We start from the raw sequence: 15,446 nt of genomic DNA on the forward strand, positions 1-15,446 counted from the left end.
GAAGCGTCCGAACGCTCCGCTGAAGTTTCGGACCCCTCGACAAGCTCGGGGAACACCGATCGCTGAGCCTTTCCAAGCGTCCGAACACCGAACCGCGCCGAGACGTCCAAACGTCGGCGGGCGCGCAGACGCCGCGCAAGACCCCGCGGACGTCACGAGGTTTCGACCGATGTCGCCCGCTCCGCGGCCGACATGGCTCAACCAGCAAACACCGCGCCGCTTCGACAAGACACCTCCCGGACGCTGGCGCGCGAGAGCGACGCGTCCAAACGCCGATGTGGTTCCGGACCCCTCGACAAGCTCGGGGACCGATCGCTGAGCCTGTCGAAGCGTCCGAACGCCGCTGTGGTCTCGGACCCCTCGACAAGCTCGGGGAACGGCGGTCAAGGTCGGGGAACGGCGGTCGCTGAACTCGCGGCCGACTTGGCTCAACCAGCGCCTCGGACGGCGGATCAGAGCCAGAGGCTGGCTAGCTGGGCCGAGGCGACGCCGCTGCCGTTGCGGGCGTCGAGCCGACGGGCGATCTCGCGTCCCTCATCCAACAGTCGGACGCCGCGCTCGTCGGTCGGGTCGCGCCGCAGCAGGGCGCCGGCCAGCGCAGGGAACCCCTCCCACGAGATCGGCAGGTTGGCCCGTACCAGTTCCTCGAGCGACGGGGCGAGTTCCTCGAGCGACGGGGCCCGGTCCAGCGAGGACAGCAGGTACGGGAGCACCCGGTTCGACGCGACCTGGGCGAGGCGCTCGACAGAGCCGAGGATCGCCTCGGCCGCCTCCGCAGCCGCCTCCGCCGACGCGAAGCGGCGCGCCAGGTAGGCCCGGAACGCTCCGTATCGGCGGGCGTTGACCTCGCTGGCGAGACCGAGTTCGGGCGGGAAGGACAGCAGCAACTGGCCCGCGAGTTCCGCGTCGACGCGGACCGTGCCGCGGAGCACGTCGAACTCGACCTCGCCGACGGGAGCCTCGTCGCGCTCAGCCGCCGCAAGCATCCGCACCTGCTCCTCGGACAGTTCGTCGGCCTCGCCGAGGTGCGCCGCAAGCAGCGATCGGCACACGTCCACCTGATAACTGGCCAGGCCAAGGCGGTCGGCCAACTGCTGCTGCGCGTCGATGAACGCCCTGATCTGTTCCAGGCTGATCTCCGGGACGGCCAGGTCCCCCTCAACCACCGTCTGGAACACCTCCATGGTGCCGTCCCTGGTGTACTCCTCGACCTGCTCCCCCGCTGCGCCGAGGAACTCCTGCAGACGCCGGAAGGTCTCGTGCGAGGCGACCGGGTCGCCGAAGATGTTGTGGTAGAGCGCCAGGTTGATCAGCGCGACGGCCTCGGTGGTCGGGTACCGCAGGATGCGCGACTCGCCGATCGCCAGTTCAGCGAGACGCTCCGCGGCGGCAGCATCCGGCGGCGACAACAGATCGGCGGCAACCCTGGCGGACCGGCCGCACCGCTCCTGCAGCGAGACGGGCAGGTCGGCGGGGGTGACGGCAACGCGGTCGAGGTAGCGCACCGCGACCTCGTCGATGTCCATCTCGGCGCCCGTCACCGTCGCAGGAGAAACGCCGTCGGCGACGCCGGGCCACCACCGGCGCCGCAGGCAGTCGGCCTGCGCGGTGGTGCCGTTTCGCGCATCGAGGTCCTCGGCGTGACGTTGGGCGGCGCGCATGAAGGCCCCCGCGTCGCCCGCTTCGCCGCGCAGGTGAAACTGCCGGGCGAGGGCCGCGACGACCGGGTAGTTGCCCGGGTAGTGCAGGTCGGCGGTGTACATCACCCGGCCGACCACGGGACCGGCCAGGTCGGGGCGTGCCTCGAGCGCGCGCAGCAGGTCCGCGTCGGGAATCCCCGTCGCCGCCTCGAGATCGAGACGATCCCAAAGGCCGGACGTCACGGCCGCGCCCTCCTCGGCGCGGCCCGCCTGCGCGAGCCTCGACGCCAGCGTGATCCGCTGGAACGCCTCGGCGGGGTCACCGTCCGGAAGCGCCTGCAGCAGTTCGCGCTGGAGGGCGATCGCGGCGTCCAGGTCGACCCGGTCGAGTAGCGTCAGGTCCACGCCCGCATCAACAGGTGCGGCCAGGCTCGCCCGCCACGCTTCGAGGCCCTCGATCGTTGCGGCCCGGTCTCCGAGGCAGGCAGCGACCATGGCGGTGGCAAGCAGTCGCGGCGCCTGCGAGCCGTGCACCGCGGCGGACTGCCGCCCGACCTGGTCGATGACAACCCGGATCACCTCGAGCGGGATCTCGGGCAGCCCCATCATGAGCGCAACGTGGTCCGGGGCCTCGGCGCGCATCGCCGCGAGCAGGTCCGGGTGGATCGCGTCGGCGTACCGGCCGAGCAGCGCGATCAGTTCGATGTACGCGTCGACGGCCGCCTGAGGCCGCACGTCACCGAGCAGGGCGACCGTCTCCTCGTACTTGACCACAGCCATCAACTGCGGGAACTCGATGCGCTCGGCCTCCGCGTACAGCGCTTCAAGGGAATCGTTCCTCGCCTGCCCGGGTGGCAGGCGGGTGAGGGCCTCGAACCAGGACGTCAGATCCGCCACCTGCTCGGCGACCGGCGTCTCGAGCATTGTCAGGTCCCGATACGTGATCATCTCGCGACGCTAACACGGGCGCCGAACACTTGACGGAGGCAGCACAATTGCTGAGTGGAAACTGTCTTCCTGCTTGTGGCGATCGCGATCACCGTCATTGCTGGCACCGCGCTGTCCGAGCGTCTGCGGATCGCCGCGCCCATGCTGCTGATCGCGGTCGGCATCGTCGCGTCCTATCTGCCGTTCATCCCGGAGATCCATCTGGAACCGGAGGTGGTACTGCTGGGACTGCTTCCCCCGCTGCTGTATTCGACGGCGATCCAGACCTCGCTCCTGGACGTGCGCGCAAACGTCGGCAATGTGCTGCAACTCTCGGTCGTGCTTGTGGTGGTGACCACCGCGGCCGTCGCCTGCGTCGTCATGTGGCTGCTGCCCTCGGTCGGTTGGCCCGTCGCGGTGGCGATCGGCGCGGTCGTCGCGCCGCCGGACGCGGTCGCCGCGACCGCCGTGGCGCGCCGGATCGGGCTGCCTCGCAGGGTGGTCACCATCCTTGAAGCGGAGTCGCTGCTCAACGACGCGACCGCCCTGGTGGCGCTGCGTACCGCGATCGCCGCCATCGCCGCGACCGTGTCGGTGGGCGCGATCGAGTTCGACTTCCTGCGCGCCGCAGGTGGTGGCCTGATCATCGGTCTGCTGGTCTTCATCGTGGTCGCCTGGGTCCGCAGGCGGCTCGAGAACCCCCTGCTCGACACGGCCGTGTCCTTCGTGACCCCCTTCGCCGCCTACCTGATCGCCGAGCGGATCCACTCCTCCGGCGTCATCGCCGTGGTGGTGGCCGGAATCCTGCTCGGGCACAAGGCGCCGATCATCCAGAACGCCCGTTCCCGCATCACGGAGACCATCACGTGGCGCACCATCGCGTTCCTGCTGGAGAACGCCGTCTTCCTGCTGATCGGCCTGCAGACCCGCTCGATCCTCGCCGCGATCGCCGAGAGCGACCTCAGCATCGGACGCGTGATACTGGTGTGTCTCGCGGTACTCGCCTGCGTCATCGTGGTGCGCGTGGGGTTCGTCTTCGCTCAGCAGGGCATCCGCGACGCCTTCCGTCCACCGTCGGAGCGGATGCCGCGCAGCAGTTCGTTCGTGATCGGCTGGGCGGGGATGCGCGGGGTGGTGACGCTCGCCGCGGCGCTGCTGATCCCCGAGACGGTGCCACACCATGAGGTGCTGCTCCTGATCGCGCTGACGGTCGTCGTCGGGACCTTGTTCGGGCAGGGTTTGACGCTGCCGCTGATCACCAGGGCACTCAAGGTCGACGCGCCCGACCCGGCAAGCGATGCGCTAGCCAGGGCCACCGTGCTGCAGCAGGCGGCCGACGCGGGCCTGCGCCGCTTGAACGAACTCGACTTCGACGACCAGACCGGGGTCGTCGACCAGATCCGCACGCGCCTGGATCAGCGCACCTTCGCCGCCTGGGAGCGGCTCTCCACCACGACCGGCGCCGAATCGCCGTCCGACCTGTACGCCCGCATCCGGATCGAGATGATCGACGCCGAGCGTGCCCGGGTGCTGGAGATCCGCAGCGAGGGTCGGGTGCCTTCCGATGTCGTCCGCGAGGTGCTCGGCATGCTCGACCTGGAGGAGTCGATGATCGACGTCAGCGCCGAGACCCGCGAGTTCGTGCGGGCTGCCCCGCTCGGCGAGGACGGGGGCGACTGCCCCGACCTCCTCGACTACCCGGCGGTCGAGACCGCCAAGGACGCTTTCTGCCAGCGTTGCCGCGACGAGGGAACCCACACCGTCGCACTTCGCCAGTGCCTCGTCTGCGGCAACGTCGCCTGCTGCGACTCATCCCCCGGCCAGCACGCCACCGCGCACTTCCACGACACCGGTCACGCCGTGATGGAGTCGGCAGAGCCGGGCGAAAACTGGCGCTGGTGCTATGTCCACCTGAAGACCTCGTGAGGAACGAATGACAACACCCGACGCCCCCGCCATCGTCTGCATCTCCGCAGGACACCCCGACGTCCTCGCCGCTCAGTTCCGCCGCTACGAGCACGAGTACGACCTCGTCATCACCGGTTCCGCCCTCGAGGCAAAGCACCGCACCAAGGACCTGCTGGCCGCGGGCGCGACGGTCGCACTGTTCGTGATGGAGACGAACCTGCCCGACGCGACCTGGTACGAGGCGATGCACATGATGCGCACCGCCGTCCCGACCGCCCGACGCGTGGTGGTGTCGCCGTGGGAGACGTTCATCGCGGAGAGCACCGACCTCAGGCACGCGCTGGCGGCGGGCAAGTTCGACGCCCACCTGCTGTTGCCGCGTGGGGTGCGCGACGAGGAGTTCCACGTCGCGATCGGGGAACTGCTCAACGACTGGGGCGCGACGGCGGCGCCGCAGGTCGAGTCGATCCAGATCATCGCCCCCGAGGCCACCGCGCTGACCCGGGCCATCTCCGACTTCCTGTTGAGGGCGGGCACGCCGCACGGCATGCACCACCCAGACTCGCCCGCTGGTCGCGCGGTGCTGGAACGCTGGGAGGGGCCCGCAGGCTCCTGGCCGCTCGTCGCGGCGCCCGGCATCGTCGAGCACTGCACGTCGGTGCGCCAACTCGCGGTGCGACTGTACGGTCGCCCGGACGACATCGACGTCGACGAGGTCATCGACCTGGCGATCGTCGGGGCAGGCCCTGCCGGACTCGCGGCCGCCGTGTACGCGTCGAGCGAGGGGCTCAGCACCATCGCCATCGAGGCGGAGGCGATCGGCGGCCAGGCCGGCACCAGTTCGATGATCCGCAACTACCTTGGCTTCCCGCGCGGCATCTCGGGGATGCGGCTGACCCAGCGGGCGCGCAGCCAGGCGTTGAGGTTCGGCACCAGGTTCTACACGGGCTGGCCGGTCACGGGCGTCACACCCGGCTCGGACGGCGCACCGCACCGGGTCCACACCGACGGCGGCGACGTGCTCGCCCGCACCGTGGTGGTGGGCGCTGGGGTCACGTACCGCAGGCTCGGCGTCGGATCGTTGGAGGCCCTCGTCGGGGACGGTGTGCACTACGGCGCGGCCATGGCGGTCGCACCGGAACTGGTCGGCCAGGACGTGGTCGTGGTCGGCGGGGGCAACTCAGCGGGCCAGGCTGCGGTGCACCTGGCAAGGTACGCGCGGTCCGTGACCCTGGTGGTGCGGCGCGAGGACCTCACATCCACGATGTCGACGTATCTGATCAACGAGGTGAGCTACAACCCACGGATCACAGTGCGGGGCAACTGCGAGGTGGTCGACGGCGGCCCAGGCGAGGATGGCCACTTGGCCTGGGTCGATCTGCGCGACGTCGTCACGGGTGAAACGGAGCGCCGCGAGGTGCGTGCGTTGTGTCTGTTGATCGGCGCCGAGCCGCAGTCGGCCTGGCTGCCGGAGGCGGTTCTCCGCGACGAGCAGGGCTTTGTCCTGACAGGCCGCGACCTGCCGCCCGAGGCCTGGCTCGACGGTCGCCCGCCGACGGACCTTGAGACGTCGGTGCCAGGCGTGTTCGCGATCGGGGACATCCGCTCTGGGTCGATGAAGCGGGTGGCCTCGGCGACGGGTGAGGGCGCGACGGTCGTGTCGCTGGTGCACGGCCACCTCGCTGGGCTGGGCTGACGGCGGGCAGTTCCCGAGCCGAACCGTTCCCCGAGCCTGTCGAGGGGTCCGAACACCGCGCCCAAACCGTTCCCCGAGCCCGTCGAGGGGTCCAAACCCCGCACCGCTCCGATCCCCGAGCCCGTCGAGGGGTCCAAACCCCGCACCGCTCCGATCCCCGAGCCCGTCGAGGGGTCCGAACACCCAGCCACAATCGGACGTCTCGACAAGCTCGACGAACGACCACCCCGAGCCGCCGCACAGACCAGCCACCGACCCCCGAGCCCGACGAGGGGTCCGAACACCGCGCCACAACCGGACGTCTCGACAAGCTCGACGAACGACCACCCCGAGCCGCCGCACAGACCGGCCACCGATCCCCGAGCCCGTCGAGGGGTCCGAACACCGCGCCAGAACCGGACGTCTCGACAAGCTCGACGAACGACCACCCCGAGCCGGGCGAGGGGTCCGTACACCGAGCCAGAGCCCGGACGTCTCGACACTCTCGACGAACGACCCGAGCCTCCGACTACAGCCAGAGACGCTCCATCTGCTCGCTCGCCGACGTCGTCGCGTTGCGGCGGTCGAGGGCAGCGGCGTGTGCCCTGGCCTCGTCGAGAAGCGCCCGACCACGGGCGTCCGCCGGGTCTCGGCGCAGCAGCACCCCACCGAGAGCCGCCAACGACTCCCATGAGTGCGGCAGCGCGCGCCGCGCCGTCTGCTCCAGCGGTTCGAGCAGGTCGTCGAAGCGCGCCGACCCTTCCAGGGCCGCGATGAAGTACGCGAGCGGGGTGGTGGAGTTGATCTCTTCCAAGTCGCCGTCGACCGAGTCCAGGATGGCGTCGACCCAACCGTCCGACGCCGCCCGACCCGCGGTGCGCCAGTCGAGGTACGCCCCGAGGACGGAGAAGTTGCGTGTCTTCTCCTCGTCGGCCGAGGTGACGTCGTCCGGGAGGGCGGGAAGTAGCTGGGCCGCGGCTTCGGGGCTGATCCGCGCGGTGGTCAGCACCATCGAGAGCTCGACCGCTCCCACCGGCGACTCCTGCGCGTGGCCGAGTTGCATGGCCTGGAACTGCCATTCCTCGAGGTCCTCGACGTCGCCAAGGTGCGCGGCGAGGATGGCCCGCGCCACGGCGACCGGGTAGCTCGGCTGCCTGTTCTCGTCTGCGAACCGCTGCTGGTTCTCGATCATCGAGCGCAGGTCGGCGAGCGACACCTCCGGCGAGGTCAACACCTCGTCGAACAGCAGCGCGAACGAGGTGGCGAACGAGTCAAGAAGCAGCGGCGAGAGCACCGCGGCGTTCTCGACAATGAAGTTCTGCACCTCAGGGAACATCCGGAACGCGACCCGGCGCTCGCCGTCGGAGAAGTGGTAGATGCACAGGGACCACCTGGCGAAGCCGACGCCAGTCGGGAAGCGCAGTCGCTGGGACTCCGCCTCGATCTCCGCCGCGAGCCGGGCGGCGGTCTCGGCATCGGGGGCGCTGTAGATGTCGGTGAACGACGTCAGCGCGGTGTAGTCGTCGCGCAGGAAGTACGGCGCGTCTGCGAAGTCGACGACGGTGTCGATCGTGTTCAGGATGACCCGCTCCGCGATGCCCGCAAGCTCGTCCTCGGGCGCGGGCGACGGCGCGGGTGGCAGACCGGTCCACCACCGTTCGGCGAGGATCCGGCGCTGCGCGTCGGTGCCGTTGCGCGCGTCGAGCCTGGCGGCGTTCGTCTCGGCGATCCGCATCAGGTCGAGGCCGTTGGCGTCGTCCGGGTCGGCGAGCAGCAGGGTGCGCGCGATGGCGGCGATCGCCGTGTACTCGCCCGGGGAGGTCAGGTCGAAGGCGGCCAGCATCCGGCGCGCCTCGGCGGCGGCCTCGACCGGGAACGACTCGAGCGCGCGGAGGTGGTCGTCCATGGTCACCTCCGCATCGGCCCCTGCCTCGGGGCCGATGTCGGCGATCACGCGGCGCGCCTCGTCGACCTCTCCCGCCTGCGACAGGAGCGAGGCCAGCACGAAGGCGTGGTAGGCCCGGGCATCGGCGTCGCGCAGGTACAGGTCCGCGGTGCGCTCGCGCTGCGTCTCGATGGCGGCAGCGAGGCTGACTCCCTCCAGGACGCCGATCTCCACCCGCACGGTTCCGTCGTCGTAGGGCGACCATTCGGGATCCTCGACGGCGGCCCAGCGGTCGAGCAGGTCGAGGGTCTCCGCCTGGTGGCCGAGCCGTGAGGCGACCATCGCGCGGGCGAGCAGGATGTCGGCGGGCGATCCGACGTCGGCGAGGGCCTGCCCCTCCACCCGGTCGAGCAAGCCACGGATCGTCTCGAGGGGCACCTCCGGCGTCCGCATCAGGGAGTCGATGAACGACGGGGCCGAGCGGTAGAAGGCGGCGCGGTTGCTCGGGTGCACGTACTGGCCGTGGCGCTCCAGCACGTCGAGCAGCATCAGGTAGTACTCGGCCGCCTCCCGCGGCATGCCGCCGTCGCTGAGGGTGATGAACTGCTCGTAGCGGGCCGTCGCCATGAAGTGCGGCAACTCGATGTTCTCCGCGTCCTGGTAGAACTGCTCGAAGGCCTCGACGCGCGCCAGCGACAGCGGCATGTCGCCGAGTTCCTGCCTGCGGTCGATGATCTCCTGGACCTGTTCTTCGACCTCACCCTCCAGGTCGCCAATGTCCTCGTAGCTGATCACCCTGAACTCCTCGCATCGGCGGACGAGGCGTGGGCCCCGCTCGCGGCGAGGCTAGCAGTCCTGCGGTGCAGATAACCAGGTCGAAATCGCGCTGACCAGGGCGGGCGCGGACCGCCACCCGCACATGGGGTTGAGCAGCATTCGGGTCTCGTTGCGCGACACGCCGACGAAGGCCGTCGCGCCGCGCAACGAACAACGACTACTGCTCAACGCTAGAACCGCACCGAGCCTCAGCGCAGCGACCCGTAGGTCGACTTGGCCTTCTCCAGGGCCGACACATAACCGGCGCGCTCGTAGGCGTCCGCGGCGGCGTCCTTGGGGACGGCGAGCAGGCCGCGGGCCTTGACCAGCGGGATCTCATGGGAGGTGAGCCAACTGCTCAGTCCCTCGACGAGGACCTGCGCGTAGGCGGGGCCACGGCGCACCAGCGAGGACGTCGTCATCACCACGTCCGCGCCGGCCAGGATGTACTTGATCACGTCGTCGGCGGTGTCGACTCCCGTGGTCGCGGCGAGCGAGGCCTCGATCCGGTCGTGCAGCACGGCGATCCAGGTGCGCGGCAGCCTTCCCTCGATGGCCGACGACAGCGACACCCCGGACTCGACCGTGACCCGTTCCACGTCGATGTCTGGCTGCAGGAACCTGTTGAACAGCACCAGCGCGTCGGCGCCTGAGGCGTCTAGTCGTACTGCCATGTTGCCGACCGACGAGAAGTAGGGGCTGAGCTTCACGGCAACCGGGATGTCGACGCTGCCCTTGACTGCGCTGACGATCTCCAGGTGCCGCTCCTCCACCTCGCCGCCGGAAACGGTGATGTCGCCCGGCACGAAGTAGATGTTCAACTCGATGCCCGCCGCGCCCGCCTCCTGCAGGCGGTGCGCCGTCTGCGTCCAGTTGCCGACCGACGCGCCGTTGAGCGAGGCGATCAGAGGCACGTCGATCGCCTTCGCGCCCGCCTCCACGAGGCGCAGGTAGGCCGAACTGGCGTCCTGCGACGACTGCGGCACGCTCGGGAAGTAGCTCATCGCCTCGGCGTTGGCGTCGTCGTACATGTCCTCGAGGATCGCGGTCTGCTCCGCCTCGCGGCGCAACTGCTCCTCGAAGAGCGAGTACATCACGACGGCGCCGACGCCGCCGTCGGCGAGCGACTTGATGCCCTCGACGGTCTGCGACAGAGGGCCGGCCGACGCGACGACCGGGTTGCGCAGCGTGAGTCCCATGTAGGTGGTGGTCAGGTCCATGTCAGTCCCTCCTGGCGTCCACGGCGAAGCGCTCGGCCCCGCGCAGCGCAAGCTCTTCGTATTCCTCCCAGCGGCGGTCGACCTGCGCCTGGGCGAGGTCGAGGAGTCGCTGGGCCTCCTCCGGGTCGGCCGCCTTGAGCACCTTGTAGCGCAACTCGGCTGAGCGGTACTTCTCAAGCGACATGCGCGGCCGCGGCGAGTCGAGCAGGAACGGGTTGCCGCCCGCGTCGCGGATGATCGGGTTGTAGCGCATCAGCGGCCAGTGGCCGGAGTTGACGGCCCGGTACTGCTGCTCGAGCCCCTTGCGGATGTCGTAGCCGTGCGCGATGCAGTGGCTGTAGGCGATGATCAGGCTGGGGCCGTCGTAGGCCTCCGCCTCGCGGAACGCCTTCAGCGTCTGCTGCGGGTCGGCGCCCATCGCGATCCGCGCGACGTAGACCGAGCCGTAGGCCATCGCCTGCATGGCCATGTCCTTCTTGTTGCTCAACTTGCCGCCGGAGGCGAACTTGGCGACCGCACCGAGCGGGGTCGACTTGGACGCCTGGCCGCCGGTGTTGGAGTACACCTCGGTGTCGAGCACCAGGATGTTGACGTCGCGGCCAGAGGCGAGCACGTGGTCGACGCCTGCGCTGCCGATGTCGTAGGCCCACCCGTCGCCGCCGACGATCCACACAGACCGGCGTACAAGGTGGTCCACGACCGAGCTCAGGTCGTCGATCAACGGACCCTCAAGCTGCGCCAACCGCTCCTTCAGCCGGTCGACGAGGACTAACTGCTCGGCCAGTTCGGAGCCCTGCTTCTGCTCGGAGCCGAGGATCGCGTCGACGAGGGCATCGTCGGCGATCTCGCCGCGCAGTTCCTCCAGCCTGGCGCGCGCCAGGTCCGTGTGCAGGTCCGCGGCCAATCGCATGCCCAGGCCGAACTCGGCGTTGTCCTCGAACAGCGAGTTCGACCAGGCCGGTCCGCGTCCCGCGGCGTTCTTCGCCCAGGGCGTCGTCGGCAGGTTGCCGCCGTAGATCGACGAGCAGCCGGTCGCATTCGCGATGGTCGCCCGGTCGCCGAACAACTGGCTGAGCAGCTTCAGGTACGGCGTCTCGCCGCAACCGGAGCAGGCTCCGGAGAACTCGAACAGCGGCTCGAGCAACTGGATGCCGCGGACGGTGCCGTAGTCGATCCACGCGCGGTCGTTGTGGGGGATCTGCTCGAAGAACTCGATGGCCTTCCTGTCGGCCTCGCGGTCCAGCTTCGGTTCCAGGTTGATGGCCCGACGCGACGGCTGGTCGATCGGCTTGACGGGGCACGCCTCGACGCACAGGCCGCAGCCGGTGCAGTCCTCGACGTAGACCTGCAGCGTGTAGCGGGTCGACGGGAGACCAGCGGCGTTCAGCGGCGCGCTCAGGAAGCCATCGGGCGCGCCCTCCAACTGCTGGTCCGGGTAGGACTTGGCGCGCAGCACCGCGTGCGGGCACACGAAGGCACAGTTGCCGCACTGGATGCAGTTCTCGGCGTCCCATTCGGCGACGATGTCGGAGATGTTGCGCTTCTCGAACTTGGTAGTTCCGGACGGGTAGGTGCCGTCGACCGGGAGCGCGGAGACGGGCAGGTCGTCGCCGCGGCCCTGCAGCATCGTCGCGGTGACGGTGCGCACGAACTCCGGCGCGTGACCGGGCACCGGCGGGATGAAGCCGTGCTCCGACGTCGCGTCGGTGGGCACCTCCAGCCTGTTCAGTTCCGCGAGCGCCGAGTCGACGGCGAGGTGGTTCTTGCGGACGATCTCCGCCGACTTGCGCGCATAGGTCTTGGTGATGGCCGACTTGATCTTGTCGATGGCGGCCCCGCGCTCCATCACGCCGGAGATCGCGAAGAAGCAGGTCTGCAGGATCGTGTTCGTGCGACTTCCCAGGCCCGCGGCCCGTGCGACCTTGCCCGCGTCGATCGCGTACACGTTGATGCCGAGCGCGATGATCTTGGCCTGCATCTCTGCCGGCAGGCGGTGCCACGTGTCGTCGCCGTGCGGCGAGTTGACCAGCAGCGTGGTGCCGGGCCGGGCGAACTCGAGCACGTCGACGCGCTCCAGGATCGACCAGTGGTGGCAGCCGATGAACCCGGCCTGCGAGACCAGATAGGGCGCCTTGACGGGGTTGGGACCGAACCGCAGGTGCGACACGGTCCGCGACCCCGACTTCTTGGAGTCGTAGACGAAGTAGCCCTGCGCGAAGGTGTCCTCGTCGGAGCCGAGGATCTTGATGGTGTTCTTGTTGGCGCCGACTGTGCCGTCGGAACCGAGGCCGTAGAACACCGCGCGCAGCGTCTCCGGATCCTCGAGGTCGAGTGTCGGGTCGTAGTCGAGCGACAGGTGCGTCACGTCGTCGTGGATGCCGACGGTGAACCGCGGCCGCGGCGACTCGGCGCCCAGTTCGTCGAAGACGGCCTTGACCATCGCGGGGGTGAACTCCTTCGAGCTCAGCCCGTAGCGGCCGCCGATCACGGTCGGCAGGCTCGCGCGTCGCCCGGACGCGACCGCCTCGGCCAGAGCGCTGGACACGTCGAGGAACATCGGCTCGCCGCCCGCGCCCGGCTCCTTCGTCCGGTCGAGCACCGCGACCCGCCGTGCGCTGGCGGGCAGCGCCGCGAGGAACGCGTCTACGGGGAACGGCCGGTACAGGCGGACCTGGATCACGCCGACCTTGCCGCCCTCGGCGTTGAGCCGGTCGACGACGGGGGTGATGGCCTCGATGCCGGAGCCCATCACCACGACGACGCGCTCGGCCTCGGGGTCGCCGTGGTACTCCATCAGGTCGTAGCGGCGTCCGGTCAGCTCGGCGAAGCGGTCCATCGTCTCGGCGACGATGCCGGGCACCTCCGAGTAGAAGGGGTTGGCCGTCTCGCGGGACTGGAAGTAGGTGTCGGGGTTCTGCGCCGTGCCGCGGATGAACGGGTTGGCGGGGCTGAGCGCCCGCGCGCGGTGCTCGAGGACGAGCGAGCGCGGGATGAACTCGCTCAACTGCTCGTCTGCGAGCTTTGTCATGGTGTTGAGCTCGTGCGAGGTGCGGAACCCGTCGAAGAAGTGCACGAACGGGAGCCGGCTGAGCAGCGTCGCCCGGTGTGCGATCGCGGCCATGTCGTGGGCCTCCTGCACGGACGCAGAGCTCAGCAGGCAGACGCCGGTCTGGCGCACCGCCATCACGTCCTGGTGGTCGCCGAAGATCGACAGACCCTGCGTGGCGAGCGAGCGGGCGGCGACGTGGAACACCGTCGAGGTCAGCTCCCCCGCGATGCGGTACATGTTGGGGATCATCAGCAGCAGGCCCTGGGACGCGGTGAACGTCGTCGACAGGGCGCCGCCCTGCAGCGCGCCGTGCATCGCGCCCGCGGCACCGCCCTCGGACTGCATCTCGATGACGGTGGGGACCTGCCCCCAGACGTTGGCCCTGCCATGGGCGGCCCACTCGTCGGCCAGTTCGGCCATGGTGGAGCTCGGCGTGATCGGGTAGATCGAGCACAGCTCGCTCACCCGGTAGGCCACATCGGCCGCCGCCTCGTTGCCGTCGATGATGGCCTTCACCGCTGCCCCTCCTGAATCATCTCGATGGCGTGCACCGGGCACTGCTCGTAGCAGGTGCCGCAGCCGGTGCACAGCTCGTAGTCGAACCGGTACCTGTTGCCCTTGCCGAGCTTGATGACGGCGTCCTCCGGGCAGGCGCCGAAGCAGCCGTCGCACTCGAAGCAGTTGCCGCAGCTCAAGCAGCGGCGGGCCTCGAACTCGGCCTCGGCGTCGGTGAGCCCGGCAAGCACCTCCCCGAAGCCCTCGGTGCGCTCCTCGGGATCGGCCTCGACCTGCTGGCGGCGCTCGTGGTCGCCGAAGTACCAGACGTTCATCTGGTCGAGGCTGACGATCGGGTTCTTGGCGGGCTGGACCCACTCCTCGGTGTTGAGCCACGCGTCGATCCGCTTTGCGGCCTTCTTGCCGTGGCCGACGCCGATGGTGACGGTCCGGTCGGAGGGGACGGCGTCGCCGCCGGCGAAGATGCCTGGCACCGCCGTCATCAGCGACGTGGGGTCGACGTCGACGACGTCGTCGTGGAAGCTCATGCCGGGGATGGCGTGCAGGAAGTCGGTGTCGGCGCGCTGGCCGAGCGCCAGGATCACGGTGTCGGCCGCCAACTTCTCGAAGCGGCCCGTCCCGACGGCCTTGCCGTGCTCGTCGAGTTCCATGATCTCGACGGTGAGGTCGGCCTCGTCCATCGAGGTGATGGTCCGCAGCCAGTTCATCTTGACGCCCTCGGTCTCGGCGCCCTCGCGCTCCTCCTCGTGCGCTGGCATCTGCTGCTCGGTGCGCCGGTAGACGACCACCGACTCCTCCGCGCCGAGGCGCTTGGCGACGCGGGCGGCGTCCATCGCGGTGTTGCCGCCGCCGTAGACGGCGACCTTGCGTCCGATCACGGGGCGCTCGCCCGAGGCGACGTCGCGCAGGAAGCTGACGGCGTCGACGACACGCGAGGCGTCGGAGGAGGGGATGTCGACGCGCTTGGAGATGTGGGCTCCGACCGCGACGAACACGGCGTTGAAGTTGCCCTCGCGCTGGGTGGCGAGCAGGTCCTTGATGGGCGCGTTCTGCCTGAACACGACCCCGAGGGTGCGGAGCCGGTCGATCTCGGCGTCCAGGACGTCGCGCGGCAACCGGTACTCGGGGATGCCGTAGCGCATCATGCCGCCCGGCTTGTCGCCAGCGTCGAAGACCTCGACGTGGTGGCCGAGCTTCGCCAAGTGGTAGGCGGCCGAGAGCCCGGACGGGCCGGCGCCGACGACCATCACCCGGCGGTTGGAGACGCGGCGCGGGGTCGGGAACTGCCACCCGTTGGTGATGGCGAGGTCGCCCAGGTAGCGCTCGACCGAGTGGATGGAGACGGCCGAGTCGAGGTCCTTGCGGTTACACGCGGTCTCGCACGGGTGGTAGCAGACGCGGCCGTGGATCGCGGGGAACGGGTTGTCGCGCACCAGTTGGCGCCACGCGGCCTCGGCCTCGCCCGCCTTGATGAGGCGCAGCCACTCCTGGATGTTCTCCCCCGCGGGGCATCCGGCGTTGCACGGCGGCAGCATGTCGAGGTAGACGGGCTTGCGGGAGCGCACCGGCGCCACTCGGCCCTCTGTGTTGGTGAGGTCCGGATGGACCGTCATATCCCGTCGTTCCGGCCTCATTGCCTGATCCTCCTCATGGGTTCTACTACAAAGCATCGTAGATGGAGGAGGTTAGTCACAAACATTTGGGTGGGGACAAGCCCGCGGGGTTGTTCGGGCGGCCATCGGTCGCCCGGTGCCGCCCCCGCGCCGCCCTCGGGGCGCGGGGGTCGGGGTCCCTCGTTTGAGCATGTTTG

At 69.6% G+C, this 15,446-nt stretch carries 7 protein-coding genes; 2 read left to right on the forward strand and 5 right to left on the reverse strand.

Annotated elements, in window-relative coordinates:
- Positions 1-452 precede the first annotated feature (452 nt).
- Positions 453-2,588 carry a hypothetical protein gene (locus BW730_RS11520; protein WP_145952828.1) on the reverse strand — a complete coding sequence of 712 codons (2,136 nt, stop codon included), beginning with the start codon at positions 2,586-2,588 and terminating at the stop codon, positions 453-455.
- Between the two features lie 54 nt (positions 2,589-2,642).
- Between BW730_RS11520 and BW730_RS11525 the strand changes: the two genes are divergently transcribed.
- Both BW730_RS11525 and BW730_RS11530 read left to right on the forward strand, forming a co-directional pair.
- Positions 2,643-4,493: a Na+/H+ antiporter gene (locus BW730_RS11525; protein WP_077686360.1), complete on the forward strand. Its 1,851-nt coding sequence runs from the start codon at positions 2,643-2,645 to the stop codon at positions 4,491-4,493.
- Positions 4,494-4,500: 7 nt separating this feature from the next.
- Positions 4,501-6,171 (forward strand): NAD(P)/FAD-dependent oxidoreductase, encoded by a 1,671-nt coding sequence (locus BW730_RS11530; protein ID WP_077686361.1) that lies wholly within the window; start codon positions 4,501-4,503, stop codon positions 6,169-6,171.
- A gap of 508 nt (positions 6,172-6,679) precedes the next feature.
- On the opposite strand, the gene BW730_RS11535 is transcribed toward BW730_RS11530, so the two are convergent.
- The 4 genes from BW730_RS11535 to BW730_RS11550 all read right to left on the reverse strand — a co-directional run bounded on the left by BW730_RS11535 (position 6,680) and on the right by BW730_RS11550 (position 15,306).
- Positions 6,680-8,830 carry a hypothetical protein gene (locus BW730_RS11535; protein ID WP_077686362.1) on the reverse strand — a complete coding sequence of 717 codons (2,151 nt, stop codon included), beginning with the start codon at positions 8,828-8,830 and terminating at the stop codon, positions 6,680-6,682.
- Between the two features lie 230 nt (positions 8,831-9,060).
- On the reverse strand, positions 9,061-10,050 hold the full coding sequence (locus BW730_RS11540) for a dihydroorotate dehydrogenase-like protein (RefSeq protein ID WP_237268049.1): 990 nt from the start codon (positions 10,048-10,050) through the stop codon (positions 9,061-9,063).
- A gap of 22 nt (positions 10,051-10,072) precedes the next feature.
- Positions 10,073-13,678: a pyruvate:ferredoxin (flavodoxin) oxidoreductase gene (gene nifJ, locus BW730_RS11545; protein ID WP_077686364.1), complete on the reverse strand. Its 3,606-nt coding sequence runs from the start codon at positions 13,676-13,678 to the stop codon at positions 10,073-10,075.
- On the reverse strand, positions 13,633-15,306 hold the full coding sequence (locus BW730_RS11550) for an NAD(P)-binding protein (protein WP_226996754.1): 1,674 nt from the start codon (positions 15,304-15,306) through the stop codon (positions 13,633-13,635). Before BW730_RS11550 ends, nifJ begins: the two co-directional genes overlap by 46 nt.
- Positions 15,307-15,446: the final 140 nt, after the last annotated feature.

It is taken from the genome of Tessaracoccus aquimaris (assembly GCF_001997345.1).
Lineage (GTDB): Bacteria > Actinomycetota > Actinomycetes > Propionibacteriales > Propionibacteriaceae > Arachnia > Arachnia aquimaris.